18 protein-coding genes, 1 riboswitch and 1 other annotated feature are annotated in these 18,179 nt (G+C 55.9%); of the genes, 17 read left to right on the top strand and 1 reads right to left on the bottom strand.

Annotated elements, in window-relative coordinates:
* Positions 1–2: 2 nt before the first annotated feature.
* The 4 genes from hfq to PKO02S_RS19815 all read left to right on the top strand — a co-directional run bounded on the left by hfq (position 3) and on the right by PKO02S_RS19815 (position 4,434).
* Positions 3–239, top strand: a complete 237-nt coding sequence (hfq, locus tag PKO02S_RS19830) for an RNA chaperone Hfq (RefSeq protein ID WP_127585581.1) — start codon at positions 3–5, stop codon at positions 237–239.
* Positions 240–408: 169 nt separating this feature from the next.
* Positions 409–2,943, top strand: a complete 2,535-nt coding sequence (locus PKO02S_RS19825) for a transglycosylase domain-containing protein (RefSeq protein ID WP_176594938.1) — start codon at positions 409–411, stop codon at positions 2,941–2,943.
* 83 nt (positions 2,944–3,026) lie between these two features.
* Positions 3,027–3,746, top strand: a complete 720-nt coding sequence (locus PKO02S_RS19820) for a peptidylprolyl isomerase (RefSeq protein WP_127585580.1) — start codon at positions 3,027–3,029, stop codon at positions 3,744–3,746.
* A gap of 34 nt (positions 3,747–3,780) precedes the next feature.
* Entirely contained in the window at positions 3,781–4,434 is a 654-nt protein-coding gene (locus tag PKO02S_RS19815; protein ID WP_127585579.1) for a YdcF family protein, read from the top strand.
* 14 nt (positions 4,435–4,448) lie between these two features.
* On the opposite strand, the gene PKO02S_RS19810 is transcribed toward PKO02S_RS19815, so the two are convergent.
* On the bottom strand, positions 4,449–5,237 hold the full coding sequence (locus tag PKO02S_RS19810) for a GNAT family N-acetyltransferase (RefSeq protein ID WP_164821564.1): 789 nt from the start codon (positions 5,235–5,237) through the stop codon (positions 4,449–4,451).
* A gap of 261 nt (positions 5,238–5,498) precedes the next feature.
* Here PKO02S_RS19810 and PKO02S_RS19805 point away from each other — a divergent pair, with 261 nt between their 5' ends.
* The 13 genes from PKO02S_RS19805 to PKO02S_RS19745 form a co-directional block, all read left to right on the top strand.
* On the top strand, positions 5,499–6,461 hold the full coding sequence (locus tag PKO02S_RS19805; protein ID WP_174819932.1) for an AAA family ATPase: 963 nt from the start codon (positions 5,499–5,501) through the stop codon (positions 6,459–6,461).
* Positions 6,462–6,570: 109 nt separating this feature from the next.
* A complete protein-coding gene (locus PKO02S_RS19800) occupies positions 6,571–7,242 on the top strand; it encodes an HAD family hydrolase (RefSeq protein WP_127585577.1) in 672 nt (223 codons plus the stop codon).
* Positions 7,243–7,272: 30 nt separating this feature from the next.
* Positions 7,273–7,534, top strand: a binding site (T-box leader).
* Between the two features lie 152 nt (positions 7,535–7,686).
* The gene (gene trpS, locus PKO02S_RS19795; RefSeq protein ID WP_127585576.1) at positions 7,687–8,682 is read left to right on the top strand and encodes a tryptophan--tRNA ligase; all 996 of its coding nucleotides are present in this window, start codon (positions 7,687–7,689) and stop codon (positions 8,680–8,682) included.
* Between the two features lie 41 nt (positions 8,683–8,723).
* Positions 8,724–9,542: an SPL family radical SAM protein gene (locus PKO02S_RS19790; protein ID WP_127585575.1), complete on the top strand. Its 819-nt coding sequence runs from the start codon at positions 8,724–8,726 to the stop codon at positions 9,540–9,542.
* Complete coding sequence (locus PKO02S_RS19785) at positions 9,539–10,105, top strand: hypothetical protein (protein WP_127585574.1); 567 nt, start codon at positions 9,539–9,541, stop codon at positions 10,103–10,105. The genes PKO02S_RS19790 and PKO02S_RS19785 overlap by 4 nt, the downstream gene beginning before the upstream one ends.
* A 64-nt stretch (positions 10,106–10,169) precedes the next feature.
* Positions 10,170–10,260: riboswitch (cyclic di-GMP riboswitch) on the top strand.
* A gap of 115 nt (positions 10,261–10,375) precedes the next feature.
* Positions 10,376–12,373: a diguanylate cyclase domain-containing protein gene (locus tag PKO02S_RS19780; RefSeq protein WP_164821563.1), complete on the top strand. Its 1,998-nt coding sequence runs from the start codon at positions 10,376–10,378 to the stop codon at positions 12,371–12,373.
* Positions 12,374–12,553: 180 nt separating this feature from the next.
* Positions 12,554–13,933 (top strand): GTPase HflX, encoded by a 1,380-nt coding sequence (hflX, locus tag PKO02S_RS19775; protein WP_127585572.1) that lies wholly within the window; start codon positions 12,554–12,556, stop codon positions 13,931–13,933.
* Positions 13,930–15,183 carry a methionine gamma-lyase family protein gene (locus tag PKO02S_RS19770; RefSeq protein ID WP_127585571.1) on the top strand — a complete coding sequence of 418 codons (1,254 nt, stop codon included), beginning with the start codon at positions 13,930–13,932 and terminating at the stop codon, positions 15,181–15,183. The genes hflX and PKO02S_RS19770 overlap by 4 nt, the downstream gene beginning before the upstream one ends.
* Before the next feature lie 82 nt (positions 15,184–15,265).
* The gene (locus PKO02S_RS19765; protein WP_127585570.1) at positions 15,266–15,688 is read left to right on the top strand and encodes a MerR family transcriptional regulator; all 423 of its coding nucleotides are present in this window, start codon (positions 15,266–15,268) and stop codon (positions 15,686–15,688) included.
* A 24-nt stretch (positions 15,689–15,712) separates the two neighbouring features.
* On the top strand, positions 15,713–17,050 hold the full coding sequence (gene glnA, locus PKO02S_RS19760) for a type I glutamate--ammonia ligase (RefSeq protein ID WP_127585569.1): 1,338 nt from the start codon (positions 15,713–15,715) through the stop codon (positions 17,048–17,050).
* 184 nt (positions 17,051–17,234) lie between these two features.
* The gene (gene tnpA / locus PKO02S_RS19755) at positions 17,235–17,573 is read left to right on the top strand and encodes an IS66 family insertion sequence element accessory protein TnpA (RefSeq protein ID WP_127585568.1); all 339 of its coding nucleotides are present in this window, start codon (positions 17,235–17,237) and stop codon (positions 17,571–17,573) included.
* Complete coding sequence (gene tnpB, locus PKO02S_RS19750; RefSeq protein ID WP_127585567.1) at positions 17,567–17,920, top strand: IS66 family insertion sequence element accessory protein TnpB; 354 nt, start codon at positions 17,567–17,569, stop codon at positions 17,918–17,920. Before tnpA ends, tnpB begins: the two co-directional genes overlap by 7 nt.
* Positions 17,921–17,990: 70 nt before the next feature.
* The coding region (locus PKO02S_RS19745; protein ID WP_281280446.1) for an IS66 family transposase at positions 17,991–18,179 on the top strand (189 nt) is incomplete at its 3' end.

The raw sequence follows: 18,179 nt of genomic DNA, 5'->3' as shown, positions 1-18,179 counted from the left end.
TTATGAACAAATCAATCAACATTCAGGACACATTCTTGAATCAATTGCGCAAAGAAAGCATCGCCGTAACGGTTTACCTGACCAATGGATTCCAAATCCGCGGCTATATTAAAGCCTTCGACAACTTCACGATCATCATCGACAGCGAAGGGCGCCAACAAATGGTTTACAAGCACGCAATCTCAACATTTACTCCGCAACGCCCCGTTTCTCTGGCTCCACAGGAGGCGTCCGAGTAAATTCAACCTTAGATGCTTGTCGCGTGTCGCAGCGCAGCCGTGTGCATTGAAACTTTTTTCCTGTTCATTACGTTAATACTGATAGCGCACAGGGCAACCCGAACTACTGGGTTGTTCTTTTACTTCCATGTGGATTGTGGGTGGGTGTGCAAGAAAGGAGTCGAGGAGAATGGCTACAACCGGAAATTCCAATCGACCGAAAAAACCGAGCAAAAAACGGAAGAAATTCAATAAGAAAAAGGCGGCCATTTGGCTGCTGGTGACGGCCGTAATGGGGGCGGCTTGCGCCATGGCGGGGTACATGATTATCCTGCTGAACGGCGAGAGGCTGTATCAGGTCAATAAAGATAAGATGGAAATGTCCGAAGCGGCGGTATTCTATGACGTTAACGGCAAAGAAGTGACGACGATGGCGCGGGAAAATCGGGAGCTCGTCACGCTCGCGGAGATGCCCGAGAAGCTGCCGATCGCCTTCGTGGCGACGGAAGACAAGCGGTTCAACGAGCATGAGGGAATCGATTTTTTTGCAATTGGACGTGCCCTTGTTACGGATATCATTGAACGCCGTGCGGCGGAGGGCGGCAGTACGATCACGCAGCAGCTGGCCAAAAACATGTTTCTGAATGCGGACAAAAGCCCGATTCGTAAAGCGACGGAAGCTTCGATTGCGAAAGCGCTCGAGAACCATTTGACCAAAGATCAAATTCTCGAGATGTATCTGAACCGCATTTATTTCGGCAAATCGGCTTGGGGCGTCAAAGCGGCGGCCAAAAAGTATTTCAACAAATCCGATTTGAAGAAGCTGGAGCTGTGGGAGATGGCTACGCTCGCTGCGATTCCAAAGGCGCCCAGCTACTACAACCCAATCGACAATCCTGAAAATTCGAAGGAACGTCGCGGCGTTGTGCTCCTGCTGATGTACCAGCAAGGCTACATTACGGAAGCGGAGAAGACTCAAGCGCAAGCCGTCGATTATGTGGCGCCGCAAGTCGCTGCGAACAAGGATTATGTCGCTTTCCTGGACTATGCGCTTAGTGAAGCGATCGATAAAACGGGACTGACGGAAGACGAGCTGCTTCGAGGCGGGTATCAAATTTACACGACGCTGGATCCGGTTGCCCAGAAGGCGGCTGAGACGGCGTTCGCCAATCCGGACTTTTTCCAGAAGAACGGTCCAGAGCAGATGATGCAAGGCGGCATGGCTATTGTAAACAACAAGGACGGAGGCATCGCTACGATGATCGGCGGCCGCGATTACAAGACGAAGACTTGGAACCGCGCGATCAAGCCCCGCCAGCCGGGATCGTCGTTCAAACCGATTATCGAGTATGCGCCGGCATTGGAGAAGAAGGGGATGAACCCTTACACCATGCTGAAGGACGAGAAGCTTTCCTATGGCAACTACTCGCCAAGCAACTGGGATAACATTTATTCCGGTCAGATGACGATGATGAAGGCGCTGGAGAAGTCGGCGAATGCGCCGGCGGTCTGGCTGCTGAATGAGATCGGGTTGAAGATAGGGATGGATTTTGCTAAGTCGTTGGATATTCCGTTTGATGAGAAGGATTCGAACCTGGCTATCGCCCTCGGCGGGATGACTCGCGGTGTATCGCCGCTGCAGCTGGCTTCCGCTTACACGGCTTTCGCCAACAATGGCTTGCTGAATCCGGCTCACTCCATTGTGAAGGTGTTGGACAGCCACGGTGAAGAGCGGTATAAGTTCAAAAACGACAAACCGAAGCAAGTGATGAGCCCTAAAACGGCGTGGAACATGACAGTCATGCTTAAGAATGCAGTCGATGTCGGGACCGGGGTGAACGCCAGAATGAACCGGCCGGTAGCCGGGAAAACAGGCTCCACGCAGCTGGACCTGAAAGGACTCGAGCAGTACTACCGCGATGTGTGGTTTGCGGGTTACACGCCGGAGTATACGGCCGCGATCTGGATGGGCTTCGACAATACCGACTCTAAGCACTACGTCAACGGAGGAAGCGGGCGTCCTGCGTCGCTGTTCAAGGACATTATGACCAAGGCGCTTGCCGGCAAGCCGGTCACGCAATTCCAGAAACCGAGCAATGTGCCGGATGTGACGCAACCGCCGCAAGGAATAACGGATTTGAAAGGCGAATACAACAAAGACCGCAAAGCCGTTAAGCTGACCTGGTCGGCACCGATAGGGACGGAGAGGCTGAGCTACAAGCTGTACCGCAAAAGCTCGAAGGACGCCGATTACGGCGATCCGATCTTATCGGCGACAACCGAACTGGAGGACTTCACGACCAAACCTGGCGAATCGTATCAATACTACGTCGTACCTGTCAATATGGACAACAACTTGGAAGGCGGAGCCTCGAACGTTGTAACCGTTATGACGGAAGAAGACAAACCGGGCGGTTCGCCGGGGCAAGGGAACAATGGGAACGGGAGCGGCAATAATGGCAACGGGAATGGCAACGGAAATGGCAATGGAAATAACGGCAACGGCAACGGGAATAACAACGGCAGCGTAAAGCCGTCTCCGACGCCTACCCCTACTCCAACGGGCTCAGGCAGTCCGAAACCGACACCGACCCCAAGCGGCAGTGTTACGGTTACGCCAAGCCCAACACCGACACCTACGCCAACGCCGACCCCAAGCGGCTCTCCGGTAAGCGGGACCCCGCGAGGCGGAACGCCGACCGGAAGTCCGGGCAGCGGAAACTAGTCCAGGTCCTGACGGTACTTTGCAAGTATGAGCAGTCGCGGCAGTAGACCAACTTTTGATGGAGAAAAGGAATGGTGGTAACGATGAACAAACGTTTGAAGCAATTAGGGTATGTATCGCTGTTGACTTTGCTGTGCGTACTGCTGGCTGCCTGCGGCAGCAAGCCGGAGAGCAGTACCAAACCATCGCCGAGCCCAAGCCCGGTACAAGGAGGAGCGGCGCCTTCTGCAATTACGCCTACTCCATCGCCTAGCGCTGCCGCAACGCCGAAGAAATGGTCGGCACCGCCGGCCATGACGATCGACACGAAGAAGACGTATGAAGCCACCTTCGATACGAACAAAGGCTCGTTCAAAGTCCAGTTGTTCGCTGATACCGCGCCTCAGACCGTCAACAATTTCATCTTCCTGTCCAAAGAAGGCTTCTACAACAACGTCACATTCCACCGCATCATGAAGACATTCATGATCCAGACGGGCGATCCGTTAGGCACGGGATCCGGCGGACCGGGCTACAACATTCCGGATGAGCTCAAATCCCCGCACAAGTACGATCCGGGTATCGTGGCGATGGCCAATACCGGTCAACCGAATTCCGGCGGCAGCCAATTTTTCATCTGTACCGGTGCGGATTGCGCGGGCTTGAACAGCATGCCGAACTACACGATTTTCGGCAAAGTGTCGGAAGGAATGGATATCGTGCAGAAAATCGCCGGTACGGCGGTGAAAGCCAGCTCGAGAGGCGAGATGAGCGTGCCGACGGAAACCGTCAAGATCAACAGCATCTCCGTTAAAGAAAAATAATCGACATGTGCAACGACTCGAGGAGCAAACGCTTATGAGTAACGGACCGGTCAGTTTCTCTCGTAGACGTCGGCGGTGGACGAAGACTTGGCTGTTTAGAGCCGCAGTCGCATTAATCGCCCTAGGCCTTCTGTGGACCGCGTTTATTCAGTGGAAAATTTACACCCCTCCGGAGACGGATGCCTCCGCCCGTGCCGATGTCGGCATCGTGCTTGGTGCGTCGTTGTGGAACAACGAGCCGAGTCCGGGATTGCGGGAACGGCTGGACCGCGCGTTGACGCTCTACAAGGACGGTCAGGTGAAGCACTTGATTGTCAGCGGCGGACTCGACTACAACGGCTCGACGCTGACCGAGGCTGAGGGGATGAAAAATTACCTCGTCCGCCAAGGCGTGCCGGAGGAGGCGGTTGTACTGGAGCCGCAAGCTCGCAGCACGTACGACAACGTCCGCTATTCCAAGCGGCTGATGGCGGAGCGGGGCTGGACGAAGGCGATCCTGATCACCCATGAGTATCACGCCGCCCGCTCCTATGATATTGCACGGTTCCTCGACATGGAGGATCCGCGAGTGTCGTCCATGACATCGAGCGTTATGTGGATGCCCTGGCATAAAGTGCGTGAGACGCTGGCCTATACGAAATGGGAGCTGGATAAGCTGCGACTGATCGTGTTCGGATCGGACGAGTAACCTGAAGTACAGCGTTATCGTGCCGGCCCTGTCCGATAATGGTACCGATGCGAATAGCGGAACCCGAGCTTCTCGTACAAACGCACGGCAGGCTCATAGTCGGCGACGACCTGCAAGTACATGCGATGGACGCCGACGTGCGCGCTCCAGGCGGCTAATGCACGGATGCCCGTCACACCTACGCCTTGCCTGCGATGCGAGGCATCGGTAGCGATGTTGATCAATCCCGCCCATTCTCCATTCACGACCGCCGTACCGACTCCTGCCGGTGCGGCGGTTTCGTTATGCCGGACAAGCACAAATGCCTTGGGGCCTGAAATGCGGTCCAGTATGGCATGATAGCTCGTTTTCTTGTGCGGGTCGAATTGCTCGATCCGAAGGTAAGCATCCAGCCATTCACCGTTATGACATGCGGCTACTTCCGCGGAATAAGCATTCCTATGCGATTCACCATCCGCCAGTTTGAGCACTTGCTCCACAGTAGCTGTCAGTACGAGCGATTCTCCCTCCTTCACATAACCTTGTTCCGCCAGCTGCTCGTCCAGTCCGCCTGGACTCGCCGCGCTGATATGGAAACGAGGCCGAAAGCCAAACTCCGCATAAAACAGTTCAATCTGCTCCATCCAGTCCACCTCGGACTCAGGAATCGCCCCGGCCGTCAGGACGCTGTTGCATCTTTTCGCAGGAATCTCAGGATCGGCCCGCAATAGCCAGGCTTCAAGCGGCAAGACGAATGCGGCCGGCCAAGTATCGGCTGCCATCCGCTCCAGCATCCCCCATTCGAGTAATTCCAATCCAGTCATAGCACGGCCTCCTATTTCCATTTTCAATAATGAATAAATATACATTGTTACGAATAATATTTCAATGCTTTTTCATTAAATCAGAAAGTTGGCGTTATGCGGGGGGCGTAAACAGAGGACCATCCTTGTAATCTTCCATGATGGTTTTTCTAAACTTTCTCGCCCTACTCGGACGGCTTTTCATGTTTTTTTCCACCAACCATTCATAGGACAAGGCGGCAACCGGTAAAGTAGTAGTCAGAGGGAGGAGAGGTGATTTCGTTGAGCAGTCGTGCCGTCACCCCAGAACTGAAGACCGGTTCGAAAGCTTCGAGGCAAATCAATGTCGTGCTGCGCAATACGGCCCCTGCCGTTACTGTCGACCCGGAAGTGCCTGCTCCTCAGCGGTCGATTGCGGGGACCGGGCCGTTCGCCGATATCATGAGGGATTTGGACCGGATGGTCGGCTTGGATCACGTGAAGGAACTGATTTTCGAAATATATTCGCTGTTGCAGGTGGCGCAATATCGAACAGAGGCGGGTTTGCTATCGAATCCGCAGGTGTACCATATGATTTTCAAGGGCAATCCCGGAACCGGCAAAACAACCGTAGCCCGCATTCTCGCCAAGCTGTTCCAATCGATGGGGCTACTGCAGAAGGGGCATCTGGTCGAGGTGGAGCGTGCCGATCTCGTCGGCGAGTATATCGGGCATACGGCGCTCAAGACGAGGGAGCTGATCAAGAAGGCGATGGGCGGCGTGCTGTTCATCGACGAGGCGTACAGCCTGGCGCGCGGCGGGGAAAAAGATTTCGGCAAGGAAGCGATCGACTGCCTGGTGAAAGCGATGGAGGATCATCGGGATCAGTTTATCTTGATTTTGGCGGGGTATCCGGAAGAAATGGAACAGTTCCTGGCGACGAATCCGGGTTTGCCTTCCCGATTCCCGATCCACTTGGATTTCGAGGACTACTCGGTCGACCAATTGCTTCAGATCGCCGAGCAGATGACCAAGGAAAAAGATTATGTCATGCTGCCGCTCATGGTCGCCAAGCTGAAGCAGCATTTGGCCGAGGAGAAAGGAGCGTACTGGCGCGCCTTCAGCAATGCCCGCTATGTGCGCAATTTGCTCGAGAAGGCGATTCGGCATCAGGCGGTACGTTTGACGAGTCAGTATACATCGCCGCCGTCGCGACAGGAGCTGATGACGCTTAGGCCGGAGGATTTGCGTTGGAATAAAACTTGAGACCTAGCAGCGTCGCGATGACAACCGCCGCACAGCCGCCCCTTTTTCCCGATCTTCCTGTATAATAGGGTTGTTAGCCTATCAGATACAGAGGAGTGGGGAGAAGACGATGCTGCGAGCGGTTGTGTTTGATTTTGACGGACTGATTCTCGACACGGAGACGAATGAATTCAACGCGTTCCGGGAAGTGTTCGAGGAGCATGGGCATGAGCTGACGCTGGAGCGTTGGTCGGGCTGCGTAGGCACCGACTTGTCGGTGTACAATCCGTACGACCACCTGGAGGAAGCATGCGGCCGTGTCTTGGACCGGGAGCTGATCCGCTCCACCCAGAAAGCCAAATTTCTCAAGCGGATGGAATCGGAATCGGTGAGGGTCGGTGTAGAAGCTTACCTGCAGGAGGCCAAAGAGCTTGGACTGCGCATCGCGTTGGCATCCAGCTCTTCGAGGGCTTGGGTGACCGGTTACTTGACGGCGCATGGGCTGCTCGACTACTTCGAAACGATCCACACGAAGGACGATGTCGCTAAAGTAAAGCCGGATCCGGAGCTGTATCGGAGGGCGGTCGAGTCGCTTGGCGTCGAGCCGCATGAGGCGGTAGCGTTCGAGGATTCGCCGAATGGAGCGCTTGCCGCACATCGGGCGGGGCTGCATTGCGTCATCGTCCCGAATGCCGTCACCGGGACGCTTTCGTTCGGCGCGCACAACGTGCGATTGAGCTCGATGGCGGATCGGTCGCTGCGCAGCCTGGTCGAGGAATTGAATGCCTCTTGCCAAGCGTAGCGTTTTGGGATATAATGGATTTCAATTTCATACTTGGCTGTGAAGAAGAGGAGTAGGCGGAAGGCGTGCTGCAGAGAGCTGATGGGTGGTGTGAATCAGCGCAGGCGTTCCGGTGAATGGGCTTCTGAGCCTCTGAACCGAACGGTCCGTTCACGGTCCAAGTAGGCTTCGGCGAATGTCTCATCGTTATAAGGGACGCGTATTCGGCGATAGTGCGCACGCCCGATACGTTTGAGCGAGTCCGGGCATTCGGACTAATGAAGGTGGTACCGCGGGGCTTCCCGTCCTTTCTTGTGAGAGAGGACGCGGAGCCCCTTTTTGGCGTACAAGGACAACAAAGCTACAATCCGAGGAGCGTGACGACGATGAACGACGGCTGGCGATGGCGAAAGATCGACGAAAGACACAACCACACCAATCACATGAATTTATGGAGGGATTTCGATGGCTAGCCATACACTTGTTTCCGGCATTCGAGCGACCGGAGAACTGCATATCGGGAACTATTACGGAGCGCTTAAGGGCATCTCGCTGCTGCAGCATCAGTTTGATTGTTATTTTTTTATCGCGGATTTGCATGCGCTAACGACCCATCCGAATCCGAAGCAATTATCGAACGGCGTAATCGGGGTGGCGCGAGATTATTTGGCCGCAGGACTCGATCCGGAGCGCAGCATCTTCTTTGCCCAATCCTCGATTGCGGCGGAGCTTGGAGAGCTTCATACGTATTTGAGCATGGTCATGCCCTTAGGGGAGCTGCTGCGCTGTCCTACGTTCAAGGAGAAAGCGAAGAAACATCCGGACAATGTCAACTACGGCTTGGTCGGGTATCCGGTGCTCATGACGGCGGACATTCTTGCTCATCGCGGAACGATAGTTCAAGTAGGAGAGGACCAGCTCGTCCATCTGGAGATGGCACGCAGCATCGTTCGCCGATTCAACCAGCAATATGGAGCCTTTTTGCCGGAGCCGCAGCCGCTGCCTGACAATGCCGTGAAAGTGCCTTCTTTAACCGGTCAAGGAAAAATGAGCAAATCCGACCCGGTGGAGACGTACATCAGCTTGAAGGATGAGCCGGAGCGCATACAGGCGAAGCTGAAAAAAGCTTATTCGGATCCGTTGCGCGTGTATCGGGACCAACCGGGCCATCCTACCGCCGACGGCTGCAATGTATACCAGCTTCATACTTTTTTCACTGAAGAGGACGTTCGTCGAGCGATGGCAGACCGCTGCCTGAAGGCGGAGATCGGCTGTGTGGCATGCAAAGCGAAGCTGGCGGAGTCGATCGAGCAGCTCGTTGAACCGTTTCGCCAACAAAGAGAGCGCCTCTCGGATCGCGAAGTGATGCATATTTTAGCCGCAGGGGGACAGAAAGCTCGTGAATCGGCGCAGCGTGTGATCAGCGAGGTGCGAGCGGCAATGGGGCTGTTGATGGTATAATGAATGGATAAAAACGGGTAAACCGGAAGGAGCAGGCGACCATGACAACCGTTCGAACGACCGTATCCAAACAGCTGCTAAGTCCGACGGGAGGTTATTTGACCGGCTACACCCATACGCTTAACCCGTATTCCGGCTGTGCGTTCGCCTGCTCCTATTGCTATGTAAGAAGGATGCCGATTGCGCTGTTTCGAGGGGAGCCTTGGGGCGAGTGGGTGGATCTGAAATCGAATGCCGCGACCCTCTTGAAAAAAGATATGCAAAAAGCGCGCAAAAACGGGCCTGTCACGATCTTCATGTCCAGCGCGACGGACCCTTATCAGCCTGTGGAAGCAATAGCTCTCCTAACGCGGAGCCTGCTGGAGACGATGGCGGCGGAGTGCCGGCCGGACTTCCTCTTCGTGCAGACGCGAAGTCCGCTCGTGACGCGGGATCTGGAGCTGTTCCAGGCGTTCGGCGACCGCATTCGGGTGAGCGTTACCGTGGAGACGGATGAGGAAGCGATGCGCAAGGCGTTCAGCCCGGCCGCGCCGCCAATCCCGGCAAGAATGAAGGCGCTTCGCCAGCTGAGAGAGGCCGGTATTCCATCGCAGGCGGCGGTTTCGCCGGTACTGCCCAGCTCGCCGCAATTTGCCGAAAAGCTGGCCGAGGTGACGGAGCGGGTCGTAGTCGACGATTTTTTCCGAGGGGATGGAAGCGGCGGGAGTCGGACTAAGGCGCTGAATATGGGAGCTGTATTCGGAGCGCTGGGTTTGGAGGAATGGTACCGGCCGGAAGCGATCGAACCGGTATTTGATCGGATGCGCCAGGCATTCGGAGAGGACCGGGCTTTCAAGAGCCGCGAAGGGTTTTTGCCATGACGGGGCAACGGAATTTGGCTGTGTTTCCGGACGATTTTCAATATGCCTATCATTACTTCGAGGCATCTGAGGGACCGTTTCGCAGCTTGACGGAATTGCCGGAGAAGGATGCGGAGTCTGTGCTGCGGCGGCTGAGGGAGCGGGGGAAATCATTTGCCTCGCAGCGCGCCGCTGATTACTTGACGATTCGCAGGGAGCTGGAGCAGCGGGTCCGCGGCGAGTTCCAGGCCAAGGGCGGAAGACCGGTGACACGGGTGCCTGTTTCCATGACTTTAGGCCCATGTCCATGGATACAGTCGTGGTATGAATCGGGACAGTTTGTGCGCATCCCCTTGTCCGACCTGCAACCGTCCGCGATCAGCTTCACATATGGCGACCTCTTCCCCACGATGCGCTTGCAAGATGGCAAACCGTACCGGGCACAAGTGTACACGTTGGCGGAACTCCCCGCCCTGATTGAGAAGTTCGGGTTTCCCCAAGTTTGGAACGCTGCAGGGGCTGCAGGACCCGAACGATACATCGAGATTCAGGTCTGGCATTCGGGTTTTCTGTGTGAAAGTTAACAATGAAAATGAAAACGGGGTGTGTTATAGTAAAAAAGAACTAGTTGATGGTCCTACAGGTTTTTCGTAACAATGGCAAACTTGCCGAAAGGCAAGGACGCAAAGCCACAGGTCTAAGGCTCCTATTTCGGAGCTATGATAGCTGGGTTGCCGTAAAAAACAGATCGTTTGTTTTTATTGCAATCCGGCTATTCCGATTCATTCGGGATGGCCTTTTCTGTTCTTCGGGAGCCATCGTCTCAACTAGCACAAAGAAAGGGGAGATTTACAATGAAGCCGATTTTGAACTTGAAATGGCGGGCCGGTATTCCGTATGAACGATTGGACAGCATGATTTTGCCGCTGGTGATTTTTACATCCAGCTGTGCAATCGCAACCGTATATTCCAATTGGCGAGAACTTCTGGTAGCCGCCTTATTCTCCCTGGCTTTGATCTTGCTCATGCTGCTGCGCAAATCACAGACGGCCGTATACGGCCTGGCTTTCGCGGCATTGACGTTGCTGTTGGTTGTGTTCCCGGCGGAGAAGCTGTACTGCTTCCTGCTTATCCTGTATCCTCTGCTGCTATTGTTCGCGCTGCTGGTTACGAACCCGCAAGTTCCGTTTGCAGCCGGTCTCATCTCCGCGCTTTTCTTGTTTCGGTTCCAGACACAGATCGAGGAAGCCGAGCTGTGGGCCAATATTTTCGCGGTCGCGCTGAACGCCTTCGTCTTCTCGGTTCTGGCCCACATGATGCGGCGGCTGTATGTAGAGCGCAACGAGTACTTCAAGCTTTCGATGATCGATTCGCTCACCGGGCTTCCTTCCCTGCAGCAGACATTGCTGTTCGGTGAAAAGCTGCTGGAGCGCGGCGTCCGCCTCAAGGTGCTGCTGATCGATATGGACTATTTCAAGCAAATCAACGATACATACGGCCACATGGTCGGCAACAAAGTGATTGTGCATGTAGCGGAAGCGCTGCGGAATCTGGTAGAAGGGATGAATGCGACAGTCGGCCGACTCGGCGGAGACGAGTTCGTCATTGTGACGGAAGACAATCGGTGCGCCGAAGATTTGCTGCAACGAATCAAGGAGAAGCTGAACAACAGCGAGTTCGTGCCTGCTTCGGGCATGAAGCCGATCTTGATCTCGTTCTCCATCGGCGAAGCAACCTCGAATCCGTCCTCTACGTCCCATATCGAGCAATTGATGCACGAAGCCGATCTGAATATGTACGAATACAAGCTGAGCAACCGCGTGCCGCTCTTGCACAACCAGTCGGAGCAGCTGTTCGAGCTGAATCCCGATCCGATTTGCACATTTGACACGAGGGGGCGCTTGCTGGACATGAATCCTGCGGCGGAGCGGTTGACTGGCTACATGTTCGAGGAGCTGAAGGATCGCCCGTTCGCCGAGCTCGTCGCGGAGGAGAACCGGGAAGAGGCGGTATCAACGTTTCGCACGGCTACGGCGATCGGCAGCGCGAACAATCTGGAGCTGATGCTGATCCAGCGAGGCGGTACGTTGATTCCGCTTAACGTGACATACATCCCGATCATAGTGAATCACAAGGTGGCTGGTTTCCACATTTTATCCCGAAGTCTGGAGCATCGGCGAAAAGCGGAGGAGCAGCTGAGGCAGAGCGAACGACAGAGCGCCATGGGGAAGCTGGCGGATCGCGCTGTAGCCGAGCTGCGCACGCCGTTGACCCTGCTGGGCGGATTTACGCGATTGCTGCAGGAGCAGCAGCCGCAGGAGAGGCCTTACTACGCTGTAATGCTTACGGAAGTGCAGCGGATCGAGCAGTTCGTGGAGGATCTCCAGTTTGTCGCGCAACCGCTCGAGAAGCCTCAAGAGCGACGAAGTCCGATCGAGCTTGTGCAAGACGCAATCGTTTCGATCGAGACGAGAGCCGCGAGGTCCCAGGTCGAAATCCGACTGTCCACGAGCAATGCGATTCCGCCGGTCCGATGCGATTCGCAGCAGCTGAAGCGGGTGTTCGTCCAAGTCATGCTGAATGCGATTGAATCGATGCCGAACGGGGGCCAACTGTCCATTAATTTGGAGTTCAAGCCTCCGCAGGTCAGCATCCGATTTACGGATACCGGTCAAGGGCTGCAGATGTCGCAGGTGCGCCATTCCGGAGAAACGTTCTACTCTTCCAAGTCTGAAGCGTCTGGACTCGGGTTGATGGCGGCGACGCGTGTGCTCGAGAATCACGGCGGTTCTTATCATCAGACTGGAGGAAAAGGGGAAGAATCCACGGTAGAGCTCCGGCTGCCGAAATAATAGCAGGAATCCGTCGGTTTCGGCGGATTTTTTTTGTACAGAAGAAGGGTCCTGTGAAAGAAGGGCTGTCCCTGTGGTACAATAAGACGAGTTTGGAGAAGCTGGAATATGCTGGACCGAACTTAATAGCCAGTAGGCGATCGTTCCGATGGGGAACGCTCGTGAAGGAGGAATATGTGTATGAAGCCTACCTCGTTTGAAATACAATCCCGGGTTCAAGACCGGGCGGTGCTCGTCAGTTTGGTGTTGAAGAGCGACCGGCTGTCCGATGCGATGATCGACTATTCGATGAACGAATTGGTCAGCTTGGCGGAAACCGCCGGCGTGTTCGTGATGGATAAATTGATCCAAGAGAAGGATGCCGTAGATTTTCGGTGGTTTATCGGCAAAGGAAAAGTGGAAGAGCTGAAGACGCTGCTGAACGCCCATGAGGCCAACACCGCGATTTTCAATCAGGAGCTGTCAGGCGCTCAAGTTCGCAACCTGGAGCAAGCGTTGGACGTGAAGATCATCGACCGGACGCAGCTCATTCTGGACATTTTCGCTCAGCGCTCCAGAACCCGAGAAGGCAGCCTGCAGGTCGAGTTGGCCCAGCTCAGCTACTTGCTGCCGCGGCTGTCGGGGCACGGCAAGAACTTGTCCCGCCTCGGCGGCGGGATCGGCACGCGCGGACCGGGCGAGACGAAGCTGGAGACGGACCGCCGGCATATCCGCGACCGGATCAGCGAGCTGCGGCATGCGCTGGAGGAAGTCGTCCGGCATCGGACGCTGCATCGCGAGCGCCGGCGCAAAACCGGCGTATTCCAGGTGGCGCTAGCCGGTTACACGAATGCAGGCAAGTCGACGCTGCTCAACCGGCTGACCGAGGCCGATGTGTACGCGGAGAACAAGCTGTTCGCCACTCTGGACCCGACCTCGCGCAGCTTGAAGCTGCCGAACGGTCAAGAGATCGTTCTGACGGATACGGTCGGCTTCATTCAGCATTTGCCGCATGATCTGGTGGCCGCTTTTCGCGCCACGCTGGAGGAAGTATGCGAAGCCGACTTGATTCTGCATGTGGTGGATAGCTCCGCCGAGATGCGGGAAGAGCAAATGCGCGTCGTAGAGCAAGTACTGGAGGAGCTCGGGGCGCACGGCAAGGAGAAGCTGACCGTGTTCAACAAGATCGACTTGTTGGAGCCGAGCCAGCATGATTGGCTGACGACGGAAGGCGAGCTGATCCGGGTCAGTGCGATGAGCGACTCCGATCTGGAGCGGCTCAAGCTGAGGATCGAGAACAAGCTGATGGGCGGCACTGTTACGTTCCGCATCCCGCCTGACAAGGGCGATGCGATCGCGCTGCTGTATCGGATCGGTGAAGTGCTCGACCAGCAAATCGGCGAGGACGAGCGGATGGAGTTCAAGGTGCGCGTCAAGCGCAATGAATACGAAAAGGTCGGCTATAAGCTGACTCCTTATTTAGTGGATGGGCCTGTTGCTGTTCGCGAGCTTGCCGGTCTGGATGGAGCGGCAGACGCGGTTGCGGAGGGGGGCGGGGATTCGGGGGCGAGGCCGCAATGATGACGTTTCCCGATTCGCTATTGAATCGCATGGAGCAGGCGGAGGAAACCGCCGAACCGCGAATGAAACGGATCGACCGTACGGTCGACCGGAATCAATGGAAGGTGATCGGCGCCTTTCAGAAGCATAAAGTGAGCGACTACCACTTTGCGGGCTCGACCGGCTACGGCTACAATGACCGTGGCCGGGAGGTGCTCGATCTCGTGTATGCGGACGTGTTCGGCGCCGAGGCGGCGCTCGTTCGGCCGCATTTCGTATCGGGGACGCACACGATCGGGACGGCCTTGTTCGGTGTCCTGAGACCAGGCGACCATATGCTCTACATCACGGGCAAGCCGTATGACACGCTGCACAAGGTGATCGGCAAACCCGGCGATGGCAAGGGCTCGCTGCAGGATTGGGGCGTCGTGTACGAGGAAGTCGCGCTGCAGACGAACGGGACGCCGGATTGGGACGCGATCCGTGCCGCGATCACGCCGAAGACGAGGGTGATCGGCATCCAGCGATCGCGAGGCTACGATTGGCGGCCGTCCTTCAGCGTGGACGAGATCGCTGAGATGACCGCGTATGTCAAAGAGATCAAGACGGATGTGCTCGTCTTCGTCGATAACTGCTATGGCGAGTTCACCGAGGAACGCGAGCCGACGGAGGTCGGCGTCGACTTGATCGCCGGCTCGCTCATCAAGAACCCCGGCGGCGGCATAGCGCCTACCGGCGGCTATATCGCAGGCAAGCAAGAGCTCGTCGAGCTTGCCGCCTATCGGTTGACCGCCCCGGGCATCGGCGGGGATGTAGGGGCAATGCTCGGCACGCTGCGCAGCATGTACCAGGGCTTGTTCCTTGCCCCGCATCTGGTGGGGCAAGCGTTGAAGGGCGCGGTGTTCGCCGCCGCATTGTTCGAGCAGCTCGGGTTCGACACGCATCCGCGCTGGAACGACCCGCGAACCGATCTGATTCAAGCGATCCGGTTCACAGGCGAGAAGCATCTGGTGTCGTTCGTGCAGGGCATCCAGCGAGCGGCTGCCGTTGACGCGCATGTCGTCCCTGAAGCATGGGACATGCCGGGTTACGAGCATCCCGTCATCATGGCAGCGGGCACTTTCATTCAGGGCGGCAGTCTGGAGCTATCGGCGGACGCGCCGATTCGGGAGCCTTATATCGCTTATATGCAAGGCGGGTTGACCTACTCCCACGTGAAGCTAGGCGTGCTGACCGCCGTGTCCAACATGATGAAGGCCGGGTTATTGTGACGAAACCTTACATGCCTTGACACGTATTGGCAGGAACGGTACAATTCAAGTAACCCCTATATTCTCTTGGAGTGATGCAGAAATGAGTGACGATCTTCGCAGGAATATGGCCTTGTTCCCGATCGGCATCGTGATGAAGCTGACCGATCTGACGGCGCGGCAAATCCGCTATTACGAGCAGCACGAGCTGATCATACCCGCGCGGACATCGGGGAATCAGAGGCTTTTCTCGTTTAACGACGTGGAACGGCTCCTGCAGATCAAAGCGTTGATCGAGAAGGGCGTGAACATCGCCGGCATCAAGCAAGTGCTTAACCCTGTTAATAAAGAATCCCAAGAAGCTACGGTACTAAATGAACAGACGGAAGAGAAGCGCCGCGAGATCCAGCGCGAGATGAGCGATTCGCAGCTGCACAAGCTGCTGAAGCAGCAGCTCCGTTCGGGCAAACGATTGGGCCAAGTGTCCTTGATTCAAGGCGAGCTGTCCCGGTTCTATCCCAAATAAGGTCCCTTTAGGAGGTCAAGCCGTATGAGTCGTCCACAATATTCGAAGCAAGACATTATGCGGATTGCAAAGGAACAAAACGTTCGGTTCATCCGCCTGCAGTTCACCGACCTGCTGGGTTCGGTCAAAAACGTGGAAATCCCGGTCAGTCAGTTGGAAAAAGCGCTGGACAACAAGATGATGTTCGACGGTTCCTCTATTGAAGGTTACGTTCGGATCGAAGAGTCGGACATGTACTTGTATCCGGATTTGGATACATGGGTTGTGTTCCCTTGGGTAACGGAAGACCGCGTTGCGCGGATGATTTGCGACATTTATTTGCCGGACGGGCGGCCTTTTCCCGGCGATCCGCGCGGGATTCTGAAGCGTGCGCTGAGGGAAGCCGAGGAGATGGGATATACGGCGATGAATGTCGGCCCGGAACCGGAATTTTTCTTGTTCAAGACCGATGAGAAGGGCAATCCGACGATGGAGCTGAACGACCAGGGCGGCTATTTCGACTTGGCGCCGATGGATCTGGGCGAGAACTGCCGTCGCGAGATCGTCTTGACGCTGGAAGAGATGGGCTTCGAGATCGAGGCTTCCCACCACGAAGTGGCGCCGGGTCAGCACGAGATCGATTTCAAATATGCCGATGCGGTCAAGGCGGCCGACCAAATTCAGACGTTCAAGCTCGTCGTGAAGACGGTAGCTCGCCAGCATGGCTTGCATGCGACCTTCATGCCGAAGCCATTGTTCGGTGTGAACGGCTCGGGAATGCATTGCCATCAATCGTTGTTCAAGGGCTCGGAGAACGCGTTCTACGATGATAAGGATCGCCTTGGCTTGAGCGAAACCGCCTATTATTACATGGCCGGGGTTCTGAAGCACGCGCGCGCTTTCGCCGCGATTACGAATCCGACCGTGAACTCCTATAAACGTCTCGTTCCGGGATACGAAGCTCCTTGCTACGTAGCTTGGTCGGCGAGCAACCGCAGCCCGATGATCCGGATTCCGGCGTCTCGCGGGCTGTCCACACGGGTCGAGGTGCGCAACCCGGATCCGGCCGCGAATCCGTATTTGGCGCTCGCGGTTATGCTGAAGGCCGGTCTGAACGGCATCAAACATCGGATGGACTTGCCGGCTCCGGTCGACCGCAACATCTACATCATGTCGGAGGAAGAGCGGGAAGAGCAAGGCATTCCCAGCTTGCCGGCCAACCTGAAGGAAGCGTTGTTCGAGATGCTGAATGACGAAGTGATCTTCGAGGCGCTCGGCGAGCATGCGCTTACCCACTTCTTCGAGTTGAAGGAGATCGAGTGGGATATGTACCGCACCCAGGTTCATAACTGGGAGCGCGAGCAGTACATGACGCTGTATTAAGTTGATTGCATACGCCCCCTTGTAGTCGTCATGAAATGGCGATGGCGAGGGGGTTTTATTTTGAATATAGCTCCCATGAACTGGAGCAGTGGCTCAATGTAAGCGTCAAACTGTCCCCACCTTTAAACTATACAAATTCCATGAGAGCATGAGGTAACCGAGAACATAAGGAGGTTACCTCAACATGGTAAATGTAAATCGTCGTCAGAAATGGGCCGCGCGCGTGGAGGAGTACCGGGCCAGCGGTCTGACCCTAAAAAGGTGGTGTGAAGCCCACGGCTGCACGATGGATCAAATGAAATACTGGCTCTACAAGTCTCCCAAGCACACGCTTCCCCCTTCGACCGAGGCCTCAACGGCACCCCCAGTAACCCCCTTTGTACCTCTGGCTGTAATGGACGAGGAACGACGTACCTCCCTTATCCTTCGCATTGGTCTGGCCGAGATTGAACTGGACGCCGGCTTCGATCCCCAGTTGCTTCGTGAGGTCGTGCATGCGCTGGCGGAGGCGGTACCGTGCTGACGCTCCCCAACCCTCAACGCGTTTATTTGGCCTGTGGACCCACGGATTTGCGCAAGTCCATCGATGCCCTCGCCGCACTCGTACAGGAAGGCTTCGGGCTGGATCCCTTCGCGCCTAGCCTCTTTGTGTTTTGCAACCGCCAACGGGACAAGCTCAAGCTGCTACTTTGGGACCATAACGGCTTCTGGCTGTTGTACCGACGGCTCGAGCGCGGTACGTTCCAGTGGCCGACCAGCGAGGAGGCAACGGTCACGGTCTCCAGTCGCGAGCTGCGGTGGCTGCTGGACGGCTTAGCCCTGGAGCAGCGCAAAGCGCATCCGCCCCTTCGGCCGGAACGCATCATTTAGCAAGATTTGTCTTCCGTTTTTTGCCTCATTTTCCGGCAGGAGCGGTCGACAAGACGTCGAAAAGGTAGGTATGGATAATCAAATGAAAGCCCCCACTACAACCGAAGAACAACTGGCTAAACTGGTACGTGAAAACGAGGAGCTCAAAGCCAAGCTGCGTTGGTTCGAAGAGCAATTCCGGTTGGCGCAGCGCCGGCAGTTCGCCTCCTCCAGTGAACAGATACATCCCGATCAACTGCTGCTGTTCAACGAAGCGGAA

The organism is Paenibacillus koleovorans NBRC 103111 (assembly GCF_004000845.1).
GTDB lineage: Bacteria > Bacillota > Bacilli > Paenibacillales > NBRC-103111 > Paenibacillus_AA > Paenibacillus_AA koleovorans.
The sequence above is the reverse complement of the archived record's forward strand: the minus strand, read 5'-3'. Positions and strand labels throughout refer to the sequence as shown.

Excerpts from the sequence above, each read along its gene's own strand:
- hfq (WP_127585581.1), top strand. The coding sequence starts at position 3 with ATGAACAAATCAATCAACATTCAGGACACATTCTTGAATCAATTGCGC.
- PKO02S_RS19825 (WP_176594938.1), top strand. The coding sequence starts at position 409 with ATGGCTACAACCGGAAATTCCAATCGACCGAAAAAACCGAGCAAAAAA.
- PKO02S_RS19820 (WP_127585580.1), top strand. The coding sequence starts at position 3,027 with ATGAACAAACGTTTGAAGCAATTAGGGTATGTATCGCTGTTGACTTTG.
- PKO02S_RS19815 (WP_127585579.1), top strand. The coding sequence starts at position 3,781 with ATGAGTAACGGACCGGTCAGTTTCTCTCGTAGACGTCGGCGGTGGACG.
- PKO02S_RS19810 (WP_164821564.1), bottom strand. The coding sequence starts at position 5,237 with ATGACTGGATTGGAATTACTCGAATGGGGGATGCTGGAGCGGATGGCA.
- PKO02S_RS19800 (WP_127585577.1), top strand. The coding sequence starts at position 6,571 with ATGCTGCGAGCGGTTGTGTTTGATTTTGACGGACTGATTCTCGACACG.
- trpS (WP_127585576.1), top strand. The coding sequence starts at position 7,687 with ATGGCTAGCCATACACTTGTTTCCGGCATTCGAGCGACCGGAGAACTG.
- PKO02S_RS19790 (WP_127585575.1), top strand. The coding sequence starts at position 8,724 with ATGACAACCGTTCGAACGACCGTATCCAAACAGCTGCTAAGTCCGACG.
- PKO02S_RS19785 (WP_127585574.1), top strand. The coding sequence starts at position 9,539 with ATGACGGGGCAACGGAATTTGGCTGTGTTTCCGGACGATTTTCAATAT.
- PKO02S_RS19780 (WP_164821563.1), top strand. The coding sequence starts at position 10,376 with ATGAAGCCGATTTTGAACTTGAAATGGCGGGCCGGTATTCCGTATGAA.
- hflX (WP_127585572.1), top strand. The coding sequence starts at position 12,554 with ATGAAGCCTACCTCGTTTGAAATACAATCCCGGGTTCAAGACCGGGCG.
- PKO02S_RS19770 (WP_127585571.1), top strand. The coding sequence starts at position 13,930 with ATGATGACGTTTCCCGATTCGCTATTGAATCGCATGGAGCAGGCGGAG.
- PKO02S_RS19765 (WP_127585570.1), top strand. The coding sequence starts at position 15,266 with ATGAGTGACGATCTTCGCAGGAATATGGCCTTGTTCCCGATCGGCATC.
- glnA (WP_127585569.1), top strand. The coding sequence starts at position 15,713 with ATGAGTCGTCCACAATATTCGAAGCAAGACATTATGCGGATTGCAAAG.
- tnpA (WP_127585568.1), top strand. The coding sequence starts at position 17,235 with ATGGTAAATGTAAATCGTCGTCAGAAATGGGCCGCGCGCGTGGAGGAG.